The organism is Desulfopila sp. IMCC35006, from assembly GCF_005116645.1.
Taxonomy (GTDB): domain Bacteria; phylum Desulfobacterota; class Desulfobulbia; order Desulfobulbales; family Desulfocapsaceae; genus Desulforhopalus_A.
On sequence record NZ_SWCM01000010.1, the window covers coordinates 1 to 21,384 of the forward strand.

General features: G+C 51.4%; 15 protein-coding genes and 1 pseudogene. 4 read left to right on the forward strand and 12 right to left on the reverse strand.

Annotation, left to right across the window (positions count from 1 at the left end; all coding sequences use genetic code 11):
* The 3 genes from FCL47_RS16105 to FCL47_RS16115 all read right to left on the reverse strand — a co-directional run.
* On the reverse strand, window positions 1-667 hold a 667-nt coding region (locus tag FCL47_RS16105; RefSeq protein WP_136814558.1), incomplete at its 3' end, for a retention module-containing protein.
* Between the two features lie 209 nt (window positions 668-876).
* On the reverse strand, window positions 877-2,832 hold the full coding sequence (locus tag FCL47_RS16110; RefSeq protein ID WP_136814559.1) for an EAL domain-containing protein: 1,956 nt from the start codon (window positions 2,830-2,832) through the stop codon (window positions 877-879).
* Window positions 2,833-2,850: 18 nt separating this feature from the next.
* Window positions 2,851-3,552, reverse strand: a complete 702-nt coding sequence (locus tag FCL47_RS16115) for a transglutaminase-like cysteine peptidase (protein ID WP_136814560.1) — start codon at window positions 3,550-3,552, stop codon at window positions 2,851-2,853.
* 313 nt (window positions 3,553-3,865) lie between these two features.
* On the opposite strand from FCL47_RS16115, the pseudogene FCL47_RS16120 reads away from it, so the two are divergent.
* The 4 genes and pseudogenes from FCL47_RS16120 to FCL47_RS16135 form a co-directional block, all read left to right on the forward strand.
* Window positions 3,866-5,059: pseudogene (locus FCL47_RS16120) on the forward strand (saccharopine dehydrogenase C-terminal domain-containing protein); the annotation flags it as partial.
* Window positions 5,059-6,228 carry a carboxynorspermidine decarboxylase gene (nspC, locus tag FCL47_RS16125; RefSeq protein ID WP_136814562.1) on the forward strand — a complete coding sequence of 390 codons (1,170 nt, stop codon included), beginning with the start codon at window positions 5,059-5,061 and terminating at the stop codon, window positions 6,226-6,228. The pseudogene FCL47_RS16120 and the gene nspC, both read left to right, overlap by 1 nt.
* 2 nt (window positions 6,229-6,230) lie before the next feature.
* Window positions 6,231-8,060 carry a SpoIIE family protein phosphatase gene (locus FCL47_RS16130; RefSeq protein WP_136814563.1) on the forward strand — a complete coding sequence of 610 codons (1,830 nt, stop codon included), beginning with the start codon at window positions 6,231-6,233 and terminating at the stop codon, window positions 8,058-8,060.
* A gap of 77 nt (window positions 8,061-8,137) precedes the next feature.
* Window positions 8,138-9,313: an MFS transporter gene (locus FCL47_RS16135; protein ID WP_136814564.1), complete on the forward strand. Its 1,176-nt coding sequence runs from the start codon at window positions 8,138-8,140 to the stop codon at window positions 9,311-9,313.
* Window positions 9,314-9,339: 26 nt separating this feature from the next.
* Here the strand turns inward: FCL47_RS16135 and FCL47_RS16140 are convergent, their stop codons facing one another.
* The 9 genes from FCL47_RS16140 to FCL47_RS16180 form a co-directional block, all read right to left on the reverse strand.
* Entirely contained in the window at window positions 9,340-10,773 is a 1,434-nt protein-coding gene (locus tag FCL47_RS16140; RefSeq protein ID WP_136814565.1) for a sigma-54 dependent transcriptional regulator, read from the reverse strand.
* Window positions 10,760-11,839 carry a dual specificity protein phosphatase family protein gene (locus FCL47_RS16145; protein WP_136814566.1) on the reverse strand — a complete coding sequence of 360 codons (1,080 nt, stop codon included), beginning with the start codon at window positions 11,837-11,839 and terminating at the stop codon, window positions 10,760-10,762. The genes FCL47_RS16140 and FCL47_RS16145 overlap by 14 nt, the downstream gene beginning before the upstream one ends.
* A 9-nt stretch (window positions 11,840-11,848) precedes the next feature.
* Window positions 11,849-14,317: a PEP/pyruvate-binding domain-containing protein gene (locus FCL47_RS16150; RefSeq protein ID WP_136814567.1), complete on the reverse strand. Its 2,469-nt coding sequence runs from the start codon at window positions 14,315-14,317 to the stop codon at window positions 11,849-11,851.
* Window positions 14,318-14,348: 31 nt separating this feature from the next.
* On the reverse strand, window positions 14,349-14,927 hold the full coding sequence (locus FCL47_RS16155; protein ID WP_136814568.1) for a hypothetical protein: 579 nt from the start codon (window positions 14,925-14,927) through the stop codon (window positions 14,349-14,351).
* 27 nt (window positions 14,928-14,954) lie between these two features.
* Complete coding sequence (locus FCL47_RS16160; protein WP_136814569.1) at window positions 14,955-16,646, reverse strand: sulfite exporter TauE/SafE family protein; 1,692 nt, start codon at window positions 16,644-16,646, stop codon at window positions 14,955-14,957.
* Between the two features lie 72 nt (window positions 16,647-16,718).
* On the reverse strand, window positions 16,719-18,389 hold the full coding sequence (locus FCL47_RS16165) for a GAF domain-containing protein (RefSeq protein ID WP_136814570.1): 1,671 nt from the start codon (window positions 18,387-18,389) through the stop codon (window positions 16,719-16,721).
* A 27-nt stretch (window positions 18,390-18,416) separates the two neighbouring features.
* Window positions 18,417-18,869 (reverse strand): 4Fe-4S dicluster domain-containing protein, encoded by a 453-nt coding sequence (locus FCL47_RS25460; RefSeq protein WP_136814571.1) that lies wholly within the window; start codon window positions 18,867-18,869, stop codon window positions 18,417-18,419.
* Complete coding sequence (locus FCL47_RS16175) at window positions 18,866-20,980, reverse strand: molybdopterin-dependent oxidoreductase (protein ID WP_136814572.1); 2,115 nt, start codon at window positions 20,978-20,980, stop codon at window positions 18,866-18,868. Before FCL47_RS16175 ends, FCL47_RS25460 begins: the two co-directional genes overlap by 4 nt.
* Before the next feature lie 43 nt (window positions 20,981-21,023).
* Window positions 21,024-21,383 carry a response regulator gene (locus tag FCL47_RS16180; RefSeq protein ID WP_136814573.1) on the reverse strand — a complete coding sequence of 120 codons (360 nt, stop codon included), beginning with the start codon at window positions 21,381-21,383 and terminating at the stop codon, window positions 21,024-21,026.
* Window position 21,384: the final 1 nt, after the last annotated feature.

The following is a 21,384-nucleotide window of genomic DNA, read 5'->3' on the forward strand; positions in this document are numbered from 1 at the left end:
CGCGCAGGATATCATCGATCACCGCATCCGCAGGCGCAGTTATTTTTACGCCAACCGTTCCGTCAATCTCGGAATGTGCGATCGTGCCGTCATTATTGGTATCTTCGGAAATAAGTACAGTAGGTGCGGAAGTAGGAGTTGTATCGCCCATGATGGCGGAATCACTTGCCGGCTCGGAGATATTACCGGCCTTATCCACCAGATCGCCAACAAACTGTTCGTACTCTTGTGTGTTTCTGTTGTTGTCGGGATCAAGTAAGTATGTTCCAACATCACCTTTGGTTGTATCGCCTTCATGGTACCCACTTCTGAAATCATAAGAATCAATCAGCCCACCTGCGGCAGGGTCATCCAGCAGGTCGTCAATGTCGGTATTGTTTTCAACAGCTTGAACAATTGCTGCCTGCAGCTCAGCTACTTCCTGAATAACTGCATCAGTTGGGGCAATGGTGCCATTTACTGATTCATCAAGCAGGATCTGGTCGCTTTCTGCCAACGTAATAATTTGTCCATCTTCTTGGATGATTGAGACACTGGCCCCAGTCGATGTTGCAATAATTTCATTATCGTAGACAATATCGCCGACATGGAGTTCTCGAACCTGACCCTCTTGAGTACGTGCAGTTACAAGACCAGTTATTGCTTGGATTTTCCCGGATTGAGCCATGATATATCCTTGAATTTATACCTTATTATATTGCAACCTGCGTACTGTCAGTATTGCTCTCTGCTAGAAGATCTTCGAGATAAAAACATACGTAAAAATCGGTCTTTTCATCACTTCTAAAGACCATTCTATAATTAATTTTATAATAAATGAATTGTACTAAGGTACAATTTTAACCTGAAAGAGGGAAAGAAGGTTGGTTGGTCAGTTTATATCTGCTTCGGTAGACCAAATATATAGCCTTGCAGTGCATCAACGTTCAGCTCCAAAAGCATGTCGATTTGCTCATCTCTCTCAACGCCCTCGGCAATTACCCGAATGCCGAGACTGTGAGCGACTCCACAGAGCGCTCCGATAAAAAACTCACTGTCACCCTGATCATGCTCCAACTCTCTGGTAAAGGCCCGGTCTATCTTCACATATTCCGGTCGGAGAGATTTTAGATAGCCAAAATTGGCGAAACTCTGACCAAAGTGGTCAAGTCCAATGGCATGTCCCAGGCTCTGGACTTTACCTGAGAATGCTTTCACTTCATTGAGATACTGAACAGCACCAAACTCTGGAAATTCGAAAATGATATGCGGTAAATTCTGAGGAAATTTCCGTAACTCAGTAAGTATCCACTCGACAAAAACAGGGTCTTTGAGTGATGAAGGAGAAACATTTACCGCCACAGTCTTTAAATTTGTCATCGTCTGTTTTTGCTCAAAGACTTTGTCGAGCACCACCTTATCAAGTTTTGCAATCAGCTGTAATCGCTCAGCCAGTGGCACGAAAATATCGGCATTGACAATTTCTCCTGGTTCCAGGGCGATACGTGAAAGTAATTCCTGATGCAGTACCAGTGTACGGTCTTCACTGTTCATGACAGGCTGACTAAAGATGATGATGTCGCCTTTTTCTAATACTCTTTCGAGGGTGTCCTTCCACCATGTCTTGCCTTTTACGATACTATCTTCTCCAGAAGGAAGGATGTTGACAGTCCATTTGTTCGGCCCTTTCTGGCGGGCTGCCTGGAGTGCATTGTCGGCCTCAGAGAGGAGTTTGGGCAGCGTTGGGACATGCTTATAGATGACCCCACCAATATGCGCAAGGTTATCTGAGTGGCTTATATTTTCCACCGCTAAGCGGGTCACTTTCTGACTGAGGTTTTCGGCAATATTATAGGCTTCGGCAGAGCTTATATCTGAGATAAATATTGCAAAATCGCCTCCCGTTAGCCTGGCCAGAGTAACATCTCCGAAACGGTTTGTTTCCTGCTTGAGAATATCGGCGATTTTTTTCAGGAGGGCATCGCCTGCAGCAAACCCTCCGAGTTCATTGACTTTCTGCAGGTTGTCAACCTGAAGCATTAAAAGCGCTCCGTGTACTGCCCCTTTTACCGCTTCCAGGCGTGTTTCAACCTGAACTGTCATATGTCGTCGATTTCCGAGCCCGGTTAATTGATCACTGTAGGCCTTGCGGCGCAGACGTTCAGCCGTTTTTGCCTGTCTCGAGAACATATCCCGTACCTGCGTTGTCATTCGATTCATTGAATCAACAACCTGGCGTAGTTCCCGGGTTTTAGGCAATGTATCCTGTATCTGATACTCCTTGCGGCAGATGGCTTCTGCCTGGAGTTCAACACGTTTGAGCGGTTTGAGCAACAGACGTAGACCAAGACCGCCTAGAATAAGAACGGTTGAGCCGGCCAATATGAAAGAGATACTTGTTTGTAACATCGTCTCCCACATAGAGAGGTAGGCATACCCAGGATGACTCTCCACATACAATTTTCCCGCCTGATTCCATCCGGCCATTACCAGAGATTCGGCGCTTGGGGATTTTATCGAGACAAGATTGACAAACCAATCAGGTACGCCTGCGATTTCGATATTCAGGACTCGTTCGGTAATTATTTTACCCTGCATGTCGCGCAACCTGATGACGTTGTAATACCCTCTGTCAAAGAGGGCATTGATCATGGTATCTACTGTTGCGATATCATTTTTCGCCATGAATGGGGACAGTGACAGTCCAAGTGAAGTCGCCGTATCCTGGGCGTGGGATTCTAATTGGGTGGTCAGAAATGAGCGGGTACTCTGTAATTTTTCAATCCAGATACCGGCAAAAAGCATCACAAAAAGAATCAGGGTAAATATGAGTAGCTGTCTGAAGAGTGTCATAGGGAAATATCCTTCGAATCAGTTCATTCCATCCGGCATTCTGGCAAGAAGATCCTGCCATCGTTTGAGTCGGTCGCTGCTGCCTACCTTTTGTCCCTTGCCACGAGATTTGGCAAGCCAGAGCCCTGAACCGTTAAAACTGTAAACGGGTATGAGATCTTTTCTGTTTGTTGCTGGTTGGATGTCAGCGACAAGATTATCAAGGACCAATGGCACAGCACCGGGTGTAGCATAATAGGTGACGACCATATGCGCCTGGTTTAATTGTAAGGCCTTGACGTAGGTCATGTTTAGCTTGCTCTCTGCGACTCCCAGAGCCTTGAGAGTAAAGTATTTGGCCAGGGAAAAATCTTCACAGTCTCCCCCGCCTGTGGATAAAAATTCAACAGGTGTAGCCCAGTAATCAACTTTTCCCCAGTGGATAGTATCAGCAATGAATTGTACCTGGTTAAAGAACTGATTTACTTTGTTAAGTTTTTCTATGTCGGAAGTACTGGAATCATCGCGGATAAGAGCTTGCCATGACAACAAGCGACGCTTTGCAAATTCCCCGTATTGTGATTCTACTGATTTGAGAAGTTCATCCGGCAGGGTGAATAAATTTCTGCCCTCGCCTATGCCAAAGAGACAGACAGACAGAGAAAAGAACAGCGCAAGTCTTCTAAATGAAGAAAGGGTAGTACCAAAAAAAATAGACCGAATTACGCTGGCAGGCAACATGAATGCTCTTTTTAACTATATAACAGAGGCCAGCGACGCTGCGCATGCATAACCGGGCCCAACAAATCAGCAAGGCACTGATATTCTCCAACAACTCTTTCATTCCACATGGTCCTTAGCCGGATGAGGAGAATAATTGTCCAGATTTTCTTGGACCATGAGTTGTTCAGTAGATTATATATGGCATGGTGATTATTTACTAATCTCAAGGTAAAAAAAGTTTTTTAAATCTGCCAAACGATTCAGCACGGTTCAGTCCTGTTATCGCAGGAGAGTTGCTGGTGACTGTATTTTGTAATATTTTAAGGAGGTTACGATGTCGAAGGTGTTAATTGTCGGCGCGGGCGGAGTTGCCGGCGTTACAGCACATAAATGTGCTTTTCTTGCGGACAGTTTTTCTGAAATAGTGATCGCCAGTAGAACCCTCGCGAAATGCAAGGCGATCGCCGCAAGCATCAAAGAGCGGACCGGCAGATCAATCGAGGTCCGGCAACTCGATGCAGATAATGTACCTGAGACGGTTTCCCTGCTGCAGGAAGTGCAGCCCGATCTGCTGATTAATCTGGCCCTGCCGTATCAGGATCTGGCGTTGATGGATGCCTGTCTGGCAACCGGTACAGACTATCTGGATACGGCCAACTACGAGCCGCCTGATGAGGCTAAGTTTGAGTATAAGTGGCAGTGGGCGTACCGGGACCGCTTTGCAAAGGCCGGACTCATGGCGCTTCTCGGATCCGGGTTTGATCCGGGGGTGACCAATGTCTTCTGCGCCTGGGCGCAGAAGCACCATTTTGATGAGATCCACGAACTGGATATCATCGACTGTAATGCCGGGGACCACGGCCAGCATTTCGCCACCAATTTCAACCCGGAAATAAATATTCGCGAGATCACCCAGCGTGGCCGCTACTGGGAACATGGGGAGTGGGTGGAGACCGATCCGCTCTCCTGGTCGATGAACTATACTTTCCCGGAAGGGATCGGGCCAAAAAAATGTTATCTGATGTACCATGAAGAACTGGAATCCCTGGTCATACACCTGCGGGGACTGAAACGGGCCCGGTTCTGGATGACCTTTGGCGAGCAGTATCTCACCCATCTGCGGGTCCTGGAAAATGTCGGGATGACCCGGATTGATCCGGTTGATTTTGGCGGACAGCAGATTGTTCCCATCCAGTTTCTGAAAAAGGTTTTGCCGGAACCGTCATCGCTCGGGCCACTCACCAAAGGGAAAACCTGTATCGGCTGTGTGCTGAAAGGCATAAAAGACGGCAAGGTGAAAAAGCTCTACATTTATAATATCTGCAGCCACGAAGAGGCATACCGGGAAGTCGGCTCCCAGGCGATCAGCTATACAACGGGGGTGCCGGCGATGATCGGTGCCAAACTGATGCTGGAAAAAACCTGGCACCAACCTGGAGTCTGGCATATGGAACAGCTTGATCCCGATCCGTTTATGGATGCACTCAACCGTTACGGTCTGCCCTGGACCGCGATTGAACTGTGATGGACGGCTATTCCCAGTACCGTTTTGATCCAACTCGGCTGAGGACCCCCTGCTATGTGGTCGATGTCGGCCTGCTGCGCGGCAATTTGCAGATTCTGGCCGATGTCAAGGCGCAAACGGGCTGCAAGATTCTACTGGCCCTGAAATGCTTTGCCATGCACCGCCTGTTTCCGCTTCTTGCAGAAACGCTGGACGGGGTCTGCGCCAGCTCTCCCCATGAGGCCCGGCTCGGGTTTGAGGAATTCGGCAAAGAAGTGCATACCTTTGGGGCAGCCTATTCTCAGGCGGATATGGAAGATATCTGCCGCACTTCCGATCATATTCTGTTCAATTCCTGTGCGCAGCTTGAAAGGTTTGTGCCGATGATCATGGCACACGCAGCCGGATCGGGTAAAAAAATTGAACTTGGTATCCGCATCAACCCAGAACACAGCGAGGGGGCGGTGGCAATGTATGATCCCTGTGCTCCGGGCTCACGTCTGGGCATCAGGCGGGAACAGCTCCAGGAGGAACTTCTGGCTCAAGTGCGCGGCCTGCACTGGCATAACCTGTGCGAACAGGATGCGGATTGCCTCGAACGGACCGTGCGCGCAGTGGAGGAGCGGTTTGGCGATCTGATACCCCGGATGCGCTATGTTAATTTCGGCGGAGGGCATCATATCACCAGGCCCGGTTATGACCTTGCCCGGCTGGTTCGGGTCATCAATTCTTTTAAAGAAAGATGGGGCGTGCAGGTTTATCTGGAACCGGGGGAGGCGGTAGCACTCAACTGCGGTTATCTGGTGAGCACGGTTCTCGATCTGACCAAGGCGGATATGGCCATTGCCATCATGGACAGCTCGGTGCCGGCCCATATGCCGGATGTCCTGGAAATGCCCTATCGTCCGCATATCATTGATTCCGGCGGGGAAGGTGAAAAAAAATATTCCTACCGGATCGGCGGACTTTCCTGCCTGGCCGGGGACGTGGCGGGAAGCTATTCTTTTGATCGACCTCTGGCGGTGGGAGACCGCCTGGTTTTCAGTGATATGGCCATTTATACCATGGTCAAGAATAACACGTTCAACGGGGTGGGCTTGCCATCCATTTATCTCTACGAGCCGGAGGAGGACCGCTACGAGTGTGTCCGATCCTTTGGCTATGAAGATTTCAAGAACCGGTTGTCCTAGATATGATGCTATTTCAACCCAGAAGTCTGCAGCAGAGGACCTTACTCTATATTCTGACCCCGACCCTCCTGCTGTTGATGACGCTTTCGGTCGGTGGATTTTTATTTGTCCGGAATATCCTCCTGAACCAGTGGGGAGAGACTGCCGTGGCAAAATTGCAGCGAACGGCTCATTTCATCGATATGGAACTCAGAAGGCCGAAGGATCTTCTTTTCTTACTGCAGAGTGTTGAAGCGGGGGATGTCAATCGAACAATATTTAATCATATCATCGGGCAAATAAAGGAACTCAAGGGAGTCGTCGGGGTAAAGGTCGACTGGCCGACCAACGATATCGTGAAAAAAAATATATCCCCTATGAGAACACAATCGGCAATGGGGATGATGCACGGATATCGCCTGGAGCGCTTTGAAATTGGTACGCCCAGATATAACAGCCAATCGCACAACCGAACCGTGTCGCTGATTTCCGCGATTAATGACAAAGATGACTTGGTTGTCGGGCGGGTGGAGGTAATTATTTCCTTTGATCAATTAATTGACCAGATTGTCAATGCGTCCTGGTGGAAAAGCAATAAGGCGTATTTACTCGACAGCGAAGGGAATGTGCTGACCAGCACTGCGACCCGGTTGGAACTCGAAGATTATTACCCCATGCGTATTTTCGGTACGGTCAACGAACTCGAAAAAAAAACCCTGGCGGCGATTCGGCTGAATAACTCCGGTACAGTTTTCGGCCCGGGATCTCCGCCTGAAGAGATCAGCGGCTTCTATCATCTGACTGAAGCTCCATGGACAATAGTGATCATGGCCCCTGGTGCAAAAGTACTCCAGCCTGTCATCCGGTTTAAAATTGTTTATTTCCTTACAGTGACCGTCGGAATTCTGCTTATTTTGATATTTATCCGGCAGACGACAAATCGTTTAACAATCCGCATACAAAAAATTTCTGCCGCAGCCGATGATCTGGCCAGGGGCAAATTTGGTCCCCCTCTGACGATGACCGGCAAGGATGAAGTCGGAGAGTTGACCCGCAGTTTTAACAAAATGACGAGTCAGCTCAAACAGCGCCTGACCATGAAAGCTGCCATAAATGTGGCCAGAGAAGTGCAGCAGAATCTTTTGCCCAGCGAGGGATTTTCGGCAGATGGTATTGTCGCAGGAGGCGTAAGTCTGTATTGTGATGAAACGGGAGGGGACTATTTCGATATAATGACCTTTCCCGGTAACGACCAAAAAGTCGGGGTGGCTGTGGGAGATGTGGTTGGCCACGGGATTGGTGCAGCTTTGCTGATGACCACGGTGCGCGCGCTTCTTCGTTGCCGGGTTTTTCAGCCGGGCCGCCTCAACGAAAAAATAAATGATGTCAATAGGCTTTTGTGCAGGGATACAAGCATATCCGGGAATTTTGTCACTCTGTTTTATCTGGAAATTGATCGAATGGAAAACACCATGCGCTGGGTCCGGGGAGGTCATGATCCGGCCATCGTTTATTTCCCAGGCAGTCGACAATTTTCTGAGCTCAAAGGAAATGGATTAGCTTTGGGGGTTGATGCCGATTACCGTTTTGCATGCAACGAACTGTCGGTTCCAGAAGAAGAGCAACTCATCCTTATCGGCAGTGATGGCGCCTGGGATGTTGAAAATGAAACCGGGGAGCAATTCGGTAAAGATCGTATCGGCCGGCTGCTTGCTGCCAACAGTGACTTGCCGCCGGATGCGATACTCAGCAAAATCACTGAACAAATTAATGCATTCAGAGGGGAAACACCGCAAAACGATGATATAACCCTGGTTGTAATCAAGACAGATACATCTTCATTTTCCCGTTAGAAAAGGACCTCGATGCCCAGATTGACCAAATGTCCGCCATCAGAAGACCTGCGTGTTTTCGATAAGCCTGCCCCGAAATGACATCTCCTCTTGTCCGGCAGATAGTTGCGGTAACCTTTTTCAGGCTCTTACTGAATACGGGCAGGCGCTTTATATATCCTTTTGCTCCGGCTCTCAGCAGGGGACTTGATGTACCGCTGGCGGCAATAACCTCGATCATCGCCACCAGCCAGATTACTTCCCTGCTGGGCCTGTTTACTGGTCCGCTGGCGGATAGGATCGGTTATCGCTTTATGATGCGGACCGGTCTTGCTCTGCTTGCCGGGGGTATGCTGCTGTGCGGACTTTTGCCGAGTTACTGGCCGGTGTTTATCGGTCTGGTCGTGGCGAGTTTTGGCAAAACTGTATTTGACCCTGCGATCCAGGCTTTTATCGGTCGAAATGTTCCTTTTACTCATCGGGCCAGGGTGATAGGTGCCGTGGAAACTGCCTGGGCGGGCAGCACTCTGGTCGGCATCCCGGCCCTTGGCCTTATTCTTGGCCATGTTGGGCTCAGTAACTCATTTTTTATTCTGGCATTTCTCGGAAGTATCGGCTGGATATCTATCGTCCGGGTGATCCCCCCGGACGAGCCAGGTACTGGATCAAAACAAGAGCGGGTGCCTCTGCTGAGCTCCCTCAAACAACTTCTGCGGGTCCGTCCGGCCGCAGGCATGCTAGCTTTCGGTTTTTGGATCTCCATTGCCAATGACAGTTTATTCGTTATCTATGGCGCATGGTTTGAACAGGAGTTTCACGTCAGTCTCGTCGCGCTTGGATTCAGTACCGTGGCAATCGGCGCTGCCGAACTGACAGGTGAGTCATTGACCGCGATGTTTGGCGATCGGCTGGGCTTGAAAAGGGCGATTATTTCCGGACTGAGCCTGGCAATTTGTGCGTATCTGCTTCTGCCCTTTATCGGTCGGACCTTGCCTCTGGCGATGACGGGCGTGTTCTGTGTCTTTCTGGCGTTCGAATTTACCATGGTCACCAGCTTTTCCCTCAGTACCGAGTTGATGCCCAGGGCCCGGGCGACGATGATGTCCGGTTTCTACGCCACTTCCGGTATCGGCCGGATGACCGGTGTGCTCATCGGCGGCGCTCTCTGGCAATTTGGCGGCATCACCGCAGTTGCCTGGACATCGGCCGGTTTTACCGTGCTTGGGCTGCTGTCTCTGGTCTGGGGTCTGCACGGCTGGCGTCGCCATTCCTGAAAGTTGCCTCACATATACTGTTGAGGTTACTTCGCCTTGAAATCGGTGGAAACAACGCCGTAGCGGCGCATGATCCGCTGCAGTGCCTGCCGTTCCAGTCCGCATCCGGCCGCCGCATTGGTCACATTACCCTCGTGCCTGGTGAGCAGATTGTGCAGATAGTCAATTGAAAACCGACTGACAATTTCCGCCTTGGCATCGTTGTAGTCAGCGGTGAAGAGACTGTCAAAATTATTGGTTGCGGCCAGTTTGTTCTTGTTGTCCGGAGCGCTGATATCGGCAAGGTTGACACGATCCCCGACGGCAAGCAGGACGATTCTTTTAATATTGTTCTGCAGTTCCCGCACATTCCCCGGCCATTTCCGCTGACAGAGATGCTGAAGTACATCGGGGGAGAGGACAAGGTTCTCCCGGTCGTATTGGCGTTTGAACTGGGCCAGGAAATGGTGTACGAGCAGCGGGATATCTTCTCTTATCTCCTCAAGGCTCGGCATGAACGCGCTGACGACATTGAGGCGATAGAACAGATCTTCCCGGAATTCCCCGATGCGAATTTTAGCCTCCAGATCCTGATTGGTGGAGGCGACAACCCGGACATCGACCTTCATCGTCTTATTCTGCCCCAGGGGCTGAATTTCCTTTTCCTGCAGGACCCGAAGCAATTTGGTCTGAATGGAAACCGGGATATCGGCAATCTCGTCAAGAAGTATGGTTGAGGAGTTGGCCTCGAGAAAAAGGCCCTTTTTATCCTGCATTGCCCCGGTAAAAGCTCCCTTGCTGTAGCCGAACAGTTCACTCTCGAGAACGTTTTCCGGCAGAGCTGGGCAGTTGACGGTGATCATCTGCCGTTTTTTGCGGTTGCTCAGGTTATGCAGGGCCCGTGCGGCAAGCTCTTTACCGGTACCGCTTTCTCCGCGGATCAACACCGTGGCATCGGTATCGGCAACTCGAGACAGGAGGTCCAGTACTCGTTTGAGGGCCGGGCTCTGGCCGATAAACCCCTCCGGCTGCGCCAGGTCGTTCAGTCTCTCGCGGAGTTGATCGTTGACCCGCATTAAGGCAGTCCGTTCAAGACCGTTGCGGATCACCCTGACGATATGGTCCTTGTCAAAGGGCTTTTGCAGAAAGTCATAGGCGCCATCTTTTAAGGCCTGGACAGCCATGTCGATGGTACCGTAGCCGGTCATGATCACGACAGAGATTGTCGCATCATGGTGCTGGATTCTTTTAAGCAGTTCCAATCCGTCCAGGTCCGGCATCTTGATGTCGCTTAAAACAACCTCTGGCCGGTATTTCTGCAGTTGCTCCAGGGCCGCGAGTCCGGACCTTGCGGAAATAACATCGCAGCTGCATTTCTTTTCGATGACCAGCCGCAGCATGGACAGCATGTCGGGTTCGTCATCAACGATCATCACCAGTTTGCGACCGTCCCCATTGTTAAGGGTTTCAGGGCTTTTCATCGGGGGCTTTCCTGGTGGTCAGATATTGAAAATACTGCTGGATAAATTTCCCGGAGACACTGTCGGAAAAACTCACTGCCGGGGGGGGCTGGTCGGCTTCCTGACCAAAAAGAGCCTGGTACACCTCTCGGGAGAGTTGGGCCAGTTCCAAATCGATTGCGGCAAGACTCTCGGTGTCTGGGGAAAACCCTTTGAGTCGACAATGAACGGGTCTGGATTTATGGAGCAGACAGGTATTATTCTGATTCAAAGGACAGCCAGAGCTCCGTTTATCCGGTGCAGTTTCTTTGACGAAATCATCATCTAGGGCAATGGCGTCGTCATTGTCTGATGCCGAATCTTCTCCCGGTGAATTCGTCGCAATGCCTTTTGCCAGGTTGATAACCTCTTTTCTCTGTTCGGCCGAGAGAGTGATGTTCACCTTATTGTTTAAGTAGAGCGCTTCAATGAGCTCAAGCGAAAAAGTCCTGGTGCACGGTTCAGAACCGGTCTTGGCACAGCATTCCGGAGATGGCGGGGCGGTGAGTGCGTCTATTTTCTCCAGGAGTCGTTCATACCGGGTATAGAATTCGCTGAGATCAACGCTGTTTCTGTTTTCCGGAGTCGGCTCACTGAGGGTCAGCTGACCTTCTTTTTTACCAAATTTTCGCAGGAGCCACCATTGAGAGAAATTGGTTGGGTTGGCTCTGGTGGGTTTCAGCACCTTACCGGCTTTTTTCATCCCTAAACCGCGGCGCAACAGATACGCGGTGACGAAGGTGCCGGTTCTGCCGATGCCGTGGTGACAGTGGACGAGAACTTTTTTGCCGAGATAGATTGCCTCATCGAGCCATTCGAGCCCCTTTTCCATGGCCTCCATCTTGGGCGCGGTTTCGTCCGGAATGGGCAGCCAGAAAACCTCGAATCCAGCATCTTTTTCGATCGTGTGCAGGTCGCTGAATTCGCCGCAGAGATTGACGATGGCCCCGATGCCCTGCTCCTTGAGGTTTGCCAGTTCATCATAAGACATCGGCGCGGCGCCGACCGCCAGGTTCTTGGTCACCCAGGTGAGAAGATAAGCGCCCATCAGTTCTTCCTATTCGTTTGAAAAGTCATATTTCCCCTGAAAAAATGCATCAACCATTGGCTCTATCATGTGTTCATGCGTCAGCACCATGTCCAGCAGCCGCACGGCCCCGAGCAGTCGACCCACCTGATCCAGACGGGCGGCGGTTATATTCTTATCATACCGCATAAGACGGGCATCGAGCAACTCGCCAGTTTGCTCACAGGTGAAATTGAGCTTGGTCAGGACCTTGGCGATAAAGAGGAGGCGGAGGTCTTTGCCCAGGCTGTTGCCACCGCCACCGGCAAAGCGGAGCAGGATATAATTTTCATCCGAAGTCTCGCCGCAGAGGCTGTCCAGCAGGGTGAAATGATAGCCAAAACGCATATTGACATTGAGGTATTCTGTCGAAATGAGGCAAAAGCTGGCCAGGGATGCGTCGCCTTTGGTGGCAACTCCGCCGGCTAAAGCAATAGAGTCATAACTTTGCCAGTCAAAATGGGCCCGGTCACGCCAGTGTACCTGTGAATGAGATAATCCCTGCCAAAGTGCCTTCAGGGGGAGGCAACGGATGTCGGCCATCGTAATTTTCTCTCTGTCAACCGTGTCCCGCATCAGTCCTCCGCCAACGTCAATGATATGCATCTGCAGAGGGATATCTGACTGCAGCTGCACGCCTTTTGGTTTGCGCAACAAACTGTCCGTTGAGTGGATAAACATGGCCTGCACCGCTTTTTCATGACTAAACCGGATAATATCGTGCAGGGAGCGGCAGTTTTCCGGTCGAAAATCGGAACTCGCTGGATCGATAAGGGCCAGAGGTGATGTAAAGTCGATCACCATCTTTAAGGTGTTAAAGAGGGGGCTCTTGCCGGTTCGCTGGTTTGGGCCTGAGGTGTCGTCGGCAAGTTTCACGGTGCCACGAAATACTGACTGCTTTTCGGCCCACAGTGTCAGCGGCTCGCCGTTGGTAAGGTGCAGACAGTGTTCTCCCGCCTGGACCAGCACAGGAATTCTGAACTCCCTGGCCACAGAGGAAAAATGATCGGCGGTGCTGCCGTACCGGGCAATCACCCCCGCAAGACGGGGCAGCAGGGTCACCAGCGATGGCGGGGTGACGTCACAAACCAGAATTGATCCGTTGGCAATGGTCTGCAACTGGTCAGGTGCCGGCAGATGACAGACGGGCCCACAGCCAATACCCGGTGCCGCGGTGGCACCGCTTTGAAAGAGCAGGGAAAGCTGTGACAGGTCAGGCTCTTTTGTTTCCGTTTTGCTCCGCTCCAGCAAGAGGCGACGGGCCTGCAAAAGATACATGGTGTCGCCGGTGTCGCAGCTCCATTCAATTTCCTGAGGTATTCCATAGTATGCGGTAATCTGTTGTGCCCAGCCGGCAAGCGCATGGATCTGTTCATCGGAGAGTTCTTCGGCCACTCGGCCCGGAGAATGGCGGGTGATGACTGTACTCCCGTCTACCTGGTGAAGCTCCTGGGTGGTCGCACTCTCCTGTCCCGCCATGAGGGTATCACCAAGACCGCGAACCGAGTGCACAAGTATGGTCGTGTCGTCGGCGGTCGCCGGATTGCCGGTGGCCACAACACCGCTTAGACGAGCCTCTACCATAACGAGCACGATAACCGCCATGGGGGTTTCTTCGTCATCTAGGCCATTGATTATTCTGTAGAGGATAGCCTCGGGGGTATATTTCCCGACCAGGACCTGGCGGTAAGCGGTAAGGAGTGAATCTTTTTCGATATTTAATAGAGAGCAATACTGTCCGGCAAAACTCAGTGATGAGTCTTCGCCGACCGCGCTGGAGCGAACAGCAAATTTTTGCCCGGGATATTGTGCGGCCAGGGTAGAGACCGCTGTATTAATTTCCTGTTCCAGATCGGCAGGAATTTTCGCAGCCCCGACAAGTGCAGTGAGCGCATTCGCCGTTTCCTGCAGCGAGGTGAGAGAATGTATATCCGTTCGGGCAAGTTCCCGGTTGATTTTCGCCCGGAGATTATTCGATTCGAGCAATGCGTTGAAGGCCGATGTGGAAATAATAAAACCATCGGGAACCGGCAGACCTAGATTGCCGGCCAGATGTGATAAATGCAAACCTTTGCCGCCTGTCCGGCGGTCATCTGCATGGGATGCTGCAACTGGCAGGGTGTAGGGTCGGTTGATGTCGCATGGTGGTGGAGCAAGGGCAAATCGGGCGTAGAAATCGATTTTCTTATAGTAATCGATCAGGTTTTTATACCGGCCGGGAGCAAGCTTTGTGAGGCAGTTGAGCATCGCCAGAACATCGGCGGAAAAATCGCGGTAGAGACTACGTATCTGGTTTATATCGACCGGCCGGGTGTTGTAGTAAATATCTTCGAGGTCGGCAAGCAGGCGGTGACATCTCCTGTCGCAGTCGAGCAGTTGCTGAAAAGTTGCATACCTCTTTCTGATAAAGAGATCCGGGGAGATGAGTTGCTCTGAGAATTGTTTGAGAATATCCAACATAATTCATTCGTCCCCGGCGATTCGCCGTCGATCAGCTCGCTGCCTTTCGTTTTCTCCGGCGCACCCTGAAAAAGATAACCAGTACAAGGCAATATGTCAGCAGGAAAACGAATTGCGGATAGATCCCCTGGATGCCGAAACGGTTTTCCGGCAAAGAAAACAGAATGGTTGAGCCAAGCACATTTTCCAGCCAGAACAGGCTGAGAAATATCGGCAGCAGATAGACCATGCCGTGCCGGGCAAACCGTTCCGCCAGATAGCCGTTGAAATCGTTATCGATGTCGTTATCGATGGTTTTGGCAAATGTTTCCCTGCTTTTCCAGTCACTGATCAGCTTCAGGTCGTCCTGGGCATCTTTTTTCTGGGTAAAAGTTTTCTTAAACGCCGCCTCTTTTTCTTCGACTCGCACAAGACGGCGAATGGCCATGGACAGCATGCCGGTCAGAAATGCGACGAACATTATCTGCAGTACCGGTGGGATCTGCAGAAATTGCAGGGGTTGGATAAACAGCATATCCAACCCCTTGGCAACAATGACGAAACCGGGGCTGATAAGCTCAAAGTAAAGAAAATCCAATGCGCTCGAAATGATTTTTAACAAGTGTGCCATTTGGTATCAGCCCCGGGGTGAAGATAATTAACGGAGGAAAAAGAGCGCATCCGTATAGTTCAGAAAGACTATCACCAGGGCCAGAGCGAGCATTCTCTTGAGGAAAATTTCCGGCAGGTGTTTCTGGATTTTTGGTCCGACCATACCGCCGGCGATAGCGCCTGCGGCTATTGCTGCGGCCATGATCCAGTCTGGTTGGTAACCCATCAGAGAGAATTTGGCAATTCCGCCGACGGAGGTGGCAAAGGTGCCGGCGAGGGCAATTGGTACGGCAAGGTACATCGGGTAACCCATGGCGGTGGTCATAAACGGCATGAACATAAAGCCGCCGCCGACACCAAAGGAGGCGGCGATCATTCCCATCAGAATACCGGAGAGAAGCATGATCAGGGGCCGGGCGACAAAGGTTTCACCCCAGAATTTCATGTCAAACTTGATGATATTGAACTTTTCGAATTCAACTTTACCGAGTTCCATGGCTTTGCCGGAAGATTTGGCTTCTTTGACGGCGGCATTGAACTTCTGGATAATGGCTTTCATCGCTTTCTTTTTCTCAATGGAGCTCGGCAGACTCTCCATGAAAAGCTTGATGCCGATGATCAGGCAGATAATACCAAGGTAGAATTTATAGGCCTTCAACGGCAGATATTTGGCCGAGAAGTTGGGTCCGAGGAAAAAGGCTCCGATAACAATACCCGCGGCAAAGAAAATAGCGACCGGCCAGGCGAAACGCTTCTCTTTAAAATAGTTCATCAACCCGGTTATCGGGGAACAGAGGGTCAAAAAGAGGTTGGTCGGTTTAATGGTGTTCGCGGCGTTGATACCGATCGGGCCTTTGGTTCCGAGCACGGTTACCTGGAAGGCAGCAGTGAAAAGTCCCCCGGCAGCACCCATGATAACAAAGAGGCAACCGATGATAAAGGCCCCGAAGAAGACCACCAGCGGATTCATGTAGATATTGGCGGTCTTGAAAAAGTAGGTGGATTTCTCAATGGTGAAATTACCGATATCCTGACCATTGACATAGACCTTCATCCTGGTGTCCGGGGCCAGGTTTTTGTAGGGCGCCATGGTCATGGTGAACTTGCCGGTGGCTTTATCGAGAGAGAGGGTTGCCCCTTTATTCCAGGCCTCTTTCTCGGTGTTGTAGTCGGTCATGATGCAGCGGGCGTTGCCGCCGCCAATGGGTGCTTCTTTGGAGATGGTATTGATGCCGAACTTGTTTTCGTGGGTGAAGGCGATAAATTTCCACTGGGCTTCATCTTTAATCGGCCCAAGATAACTTTTTGTTTCTTCAGGGATATCAGCCCAGGCCTTGAGCTTGTTGACCCGTACCTCATACTTGAAAGGCGGGAAGGCGAAGATGCCACTGGTCTGGCCTTTGGTGGAGGATTTTGGGGTGGCGAGTTTGGTTGGATCACTGGTAACCACATAGTAGACTGGCGGGATGGCGGTATCACCGAAGGCATTCTTGCCGCCTTTGCCACCTTTTAATTCCTTGCGCTCTTTGGGGCCATCTGCATCACTTGGTTTGAACATTTTTTCGGTGGCGACAACAACAAACAATTCCTGGCCTGGATCGATCGTGCCGGTGACGGTGATCGCGTCGCCCGCCTTGACCTTGTCACCAGACAGCTGTGCGTCAATGGCCCAGGATTTGGATGCCATGGCGAACACAAAAAGTGCCACCACGCTGAGTAACAAACTAACTCTTCTCATTTTTTTTCCTCCGTTAAATAAAATAATATACTGCCCTTGTTACATCTCAGTTTTTCTGAGAAATTCGGTTTTTTATTTTAACTGGACAATCTTTGTCTCACCGACATATTCCCGGCTCTCAAAGCCGGTCACTGATGTCATTTGCCGGGTGAGTGTGGACATCTTCTGCAGGTTGCGGATGATCGTGTCCATTTCGGCAATCATCTCTTCAGACTCCAGATCGTCCCGCAGCAGTTGCGCCGTACCGAGCGCGGCAAAAAGTGGGCTGTTCAACTCATGGGCCGCGGTTCCGGCCATTTCGATCACTCCCTGGAGCTTCATCCGTTCCATCTTTTCCTGTTCCAGCAACCTTTGGTCGGTTATATCCCGAACTGCCTCAACGACAAAACTGACCTTCCCGTCGTTGTCGAGGATCGGTGCCAGATGGTGCTCAAACCATTTCGAGTCGGATCCGTCTTCATCAAGCCGATGGAGAACGGTTATCGGTTTGCGGCTGACGAGCACGGTACTGACCGGGCATTCCGTTGTGTCGTCACTGCTCCAGGGGGAGATTGTCCGGTAGTGACGACCGAGAGTTTCCGCCTCGGTGCAGTTCTTTGTCTCCAGAAAATGTTTATTGACCATAATGACCCGTTTATCCGGATCGACAACCAGAAGCTGCATCCATAATGAGTCGAGAATGGTCTGCAGAAAGCGTTCATGTTCTTCGATCTGATTGAAGAGCAGGGTTATTTTCCGGTATGTCCGTGCTTTCTCGATAGCGTTGCCGCCTTCTTCGGCGACAGTGACTGCAAAATTTATCTCCATGGGGGTAAAGCAGTGATGTTCCCCGGTAAGCAGCCGCAGCACCCCGATAATCTCCTGCTCATTGCTGATCGGAATGGCCAGTATCGATTTAATACCCTCTTTTTCTATCGCCTCGTGGTAGTCGACCCGTGGATCGTTGGGGGCATCGTAAATGGCTACCGGTTCACCTTTCAATACCTTGAAGATCGAATCTTCCCGGCTGATGCTGCCGCGGTCAAGGTACTCACGGGACACCCCGGAAGCCGCAACCAGCTCGAGGCGGTTTGTCGCCGGATGGAGCAGGCGAATGGTGCAGCCTTTTACTCCCATGATGCCTGGAAGTTTGTCGACGACAGTTTTTAAGATCAGGTCCAGATCAAGAGTCGAATTGACCAGCCTGGAAATCACGCGCAGTTCGCGAAAAAATTGCACCTGATTTTCCATCTCCTGAAACATGCGCCCGTTGGCGATGGTCATACCAACCTGTTCGGCAAGAGACATGGCAAAGGCAATTTCCGCCTCGGTAAATTGCCGGGTGTCTTTGGTCAGTAGCCGCAGCAGACCAATCACCTGCCCTTTGTAGAGAATAGGCAGCGACATGGCGCTTTTTACTCCTTCCCGGGACATGTAGGCGCAACTGTCGTGGTCGCAGATGACATCGATACCGGTTCTGGCGGTCGGTTGTCCCTGCAGCAATGCCGCCATGACCTCTTTTGAGTCGATGGTGCTGCGCGACAGGTACTCATCGGAAACTCCCCAGGCGGCACCGAGCACAAAGGTGTTGGTGCCGCTGTCGAGCAGCCGGATGGTGGCGGCATCGACCTCCAGGAGTCCCGGCAGACGCCTGACGACCAGGTCCATGACCTGCTGCGGGTCGTGGACCATGCTGATAAGACGGGTGACTTCCTGAAACACCTTCAGGAAGTCACCCTCTTTATGGCTGTCATCAATATGCATGAATCTCTTCAGCCGGGATTCTGATTGCTAAACCGTTTCCAGCGTGACCAGCTGGAGGGCATGGGTGGTGCATTTGGCAACGCAGGCCGGTTTCAGCCCGGCATCGATACGGTCCATGCAGAGATCGCACTTCACCGCTTTGCCGTCATCGGGATTTTTTACCGGGATATCCCAGGGACATGCTGTTTTGCAGGCCATACAGCCGATACATTTTTCCTGGTCGATGTAGACGATGCCATCCTCCCGTTTAACCATTGCGTCGGTTGGACAGACTGGCACGCAAAGTGGCTCCTCGCAGTGGCGACAGGCAGAAAAGGTGATTTCTGTTTTCGGTACGCCGCCGATCATTTTCAGCGGGGTACAGCTGATGTCGCAGAGAAAAGGGCCGACCGGCAGACTTTTGTTCACTTTGCAGTGCACCATGCAGCCGAAACAGGCGATGCAGCGGCGCGTGTTGAGATGGAGCATATATTTTTTCACAGTTCAACTCTCCTCTTGGTGTTACGGATACTCTTTTTCACATGGACGAAAATCTCACAGAGGTTGACGCCGCCACCTGCCTGGTCCCAGTTATCGAGGGCGCCGATCATCAGTTTCTGGTCACTGACTCCGGCCATGAAACTGCGGGTCTGGCGGGGGATTTCCTTGCCGAAACCGTGGACGGTGAAGACCGCTTCGGGATGGACATGGTCGGTCACATGGGCGGCGACCGTGGCGCAGTAGGATTTATCCGCTGACGAGAGTTCCAACAGATCCCCGCTCTGTATGCCAAGTTTTTTGGCCTTTTTCGTATGGATCCAGGCGGTATTGGTCGGCATCAGTTCGGACAGCATCGGGTTGTTCGTGGTATGCCCCTGGGTGTGAACCGCCACCTTGCCGTAGATGAGGCGAAGCATGTCTTTTTCCGGGGCTTCCGGGCTTACAAACGGCTTTAAAGAAGGCAGACCGGTCTTGGTGAGCAGCTCGCTGATAATCTCGATCTTGCCGCTTGGTGTTTTGAACTGGCCGTCGAGCTTGTCGCGGTCATAGAAGACCGGGCTGTCTGACAGCTCAATAAAACCTTTTGCATCAAAATCAGCCATGGTGTAACCGGTCGGCTCAAGCTGCCAGGCCCACAGTTCCTCGATGGTCTTAAAGGGAAAGGTGTCGTGAAGGCCCAGGCGATTCGCCAGTTCGGTGAATATTTCCCAGGAGGACTTGGTATTGTATTTGGGTTCAACGGCTTTTCTTCTGAGGGTAAGGCGCGGCTTGAGGCCTTTTTGCTGGACAATGAAATTATCCCGCTCGAGATAGGTCGACTCCGGCAGGATGACATCGCTATACCAGCCGAATTCACTGTAATTGGTGTCGATGGACACGAGCAGGTCACATTTGTCCATAGCCAGTTTCTGCTTCTCGGGGTCGGGCATGCCGGAGAACGGATCATGACGCATGGCAATCCAGGCCTTGATCGGATACGGATCTTCGGACAGCATATGATTGAAGAACAGATGGGCCAGGCCGGGGCCTTTTTCGAAATGGGTGTATTGCCAGCCCACGCCGTCACCTCTCTTGATATCCGGTTTAGGACAGTCGATGGAGCGGATGCCTTTTTTGCCGCAGTCTCCGGCACCTTTTGGGATGAACAGACCGCCTTTTAATTCGATGTTGCCCATCAACACATTGAGGATGTGCATGGCGCGGCTGGCATAAAAGGAATCACTGTAGCGGGCCAGGTTCCAGCCCGGATGAAAAATGACATTGGGCCGGTCGGCGCCGATCTCTTCGACAAAGGCGAGGATGTCCTTTTCCTTAACTCCGCATTCCTTGGCAGCCCAGGCGGGAGTGTACTCTTCAACAAAAGTGCAGAGCTCCTCAAAACCTGTGACGTAGCGCGCGAGGAAGTCCTTGTCGTAGTAGCCTTGTTTGATGACCTGATGAATGACGCCGAGGGCGAGGGCGTAATCGGTACCCGGACGGACCTGGAAAAAGCGGGTGGCTTTTGCCCCGGTCATGGTCTGACGGACATCGACGTAGGTAAGGCGGCCGCCCTTGTCGAGCATATCGAGGGTCTGGTGGTTTTCGGCAATACGCAGCGCCGAGAACATGTCACGGCCGAAAAGAACCAGATGTTTGGCGTTTTTTACATCGTAGGCAAAACCCTTGCGGCCGACTCCATTGATTGACAGACTGGCATGGTGGGTGTTCCGGCCGCAGGTGCAGTCATGGTTGGTGTAGTTCGGCGAGCCGAAGGCATGGATGAAGGCCTTGTACATCTGTTGCCATGGACCACCGCGAGAGGAGAGCACCGCTGATTCCGGACCATAATTCTTTTTGATGTCTTTTAACTTGTCGGCAACATAATCGAGAGCTTCCTCCCAACTGGCTTCCCGCCAGCGTCCGGCGCCGCGGGCACCGACCCTGATCAACGGCTGCTGCGGCCGCTCATGGTCTTCGAGTAATGCCTGTCCTGCCGTACCTTTGGCACACAGGGCGCCGCCGAGTAAATGCGGGTTCCCTTCAATCCAGGTGATCTTGTTATCCTCGGACTCCACGCGGATGGGGCAACGGACCGTGCACATGCCACAAATGGAGTAGACTGATTTTTTCATGCAAATCTCCTCGGTTTCTGTTTTCTGAATTTTCCTGCTGATATCAGCGAGCGAGTACTTCTGCTACTTTTGCTTCCAGTTCTTTTTTATCAATCGGTTTGACGCAATACTCTCCGGCACCCAGTTCTATTGCTTCCCGTGCCGTTTCGATGGTCGGGTAACCGGTTAACATGATGACTTTTATTGTCGAGTTGAGTTTTTTTAATTGTTCCAGCACCTGAATGCCACTCATTTTTTTCAGCTTGATATCGAGAATGGCCAGGTCGATATGATTTTTGCCGGCAAAACCAATCGCCTGCTCTTCTTCCGTGAAGGTGTGAACCGTATGTCCTTGTTTCGTCAGTATTTTTTTGACGAGAATCACTGCATCAAGTACGTCGTCTAGTACAAGTATTTCCGCCATT

Coding starts and splice junctions, on each gene's coding strand:
- FCL47_RS16110 (WP_136814559.1), bottom strand. CDS start 2,832: ATGACACTCTTCAGACAGCTACTCATATTTACCCTGATTCTTTTTGTG.
- FCL47_RS16115 (WP_136814560.1), bottom strand. CDS start 3,552: ATGTTGCCTGCCAGCGTAATTCGGTCTATTTTTTTTGGTACTACCCTT.
- nspC (WP_136814562.1), top strand. CDS start 5,059: ATGGACGGCTATTCCCAGTACCGTTTTGATCCAACTCGGCTGAGGACC.
- FCL47_RS16130 (WP_136814563.1), top strand. CDS start 6,231: ATGATGCTATTTCAACCCAGAAGTCTGCAGCAGAGGACCTTACTCTAT.
- FCL47_RS16135 (WP_136814564.1), top strand. CDS start 8,138: ATGACATCTCCTCTTGTCCGGCAGATAGTTGCGGTAACCTTTTTCAGG.
- FCL47_RS16140 (WP_136814565.1), bottom strand. CDS start 10,773: ATGAAAAGCCCTGAAACCCTTAACAATGGGGACGGTCGCAAACTGGTG.
- FCL47_RS16145 (WP_136814566.1), bottom strand. CDS start 11,839: ATGGGCGCTTATCTTCTCACCTGGGTGACCAAGAACCTGGCGGTCGGC.
- FCL47_RS16150 (WP_136814567.1), bottom strand. CDS start 14,317: ATGTTGGATATTCTCAAACAATTCTCAGAGCAACTCATCTCCCCGGAT.
- FCL47_RS16155 (WP_136814568.1), bottom strand. CDS start 14,927: ATGGCACACTTGTTAAAAATCATTTCGAGCGCATTGGATTTTCTTTAC.
- FCL47_RS16160 (WP_136814569.1), bottom strand. CDS start 16,646: ATGAGAAGAGTTAGTTTGTTACTCAGCGTGGTGGCACTTTTTGTGTTC.
- FCL47_RS16165 (WP_136814570.1), bottom strand. CDS start 18,389: ATGCATATTGATGACAGCCATAAAGAGGGTGACTTCCTGAAGGTGTTT.
- FCL47_RS16175 (WP_136814572.1), bottom strand. CDS start 20,980: ATGAAAAAATCAGTCTACTCCATTTGTGGCATGTGCACGGTCCGTTGC.
- FCL47_RS16180 (WP_136814573.1), bottom strand. CDS start 21,383: ATGGCGGAAATACTTGTACTAGACGACGTACTTGATGCAGTGATTCTC.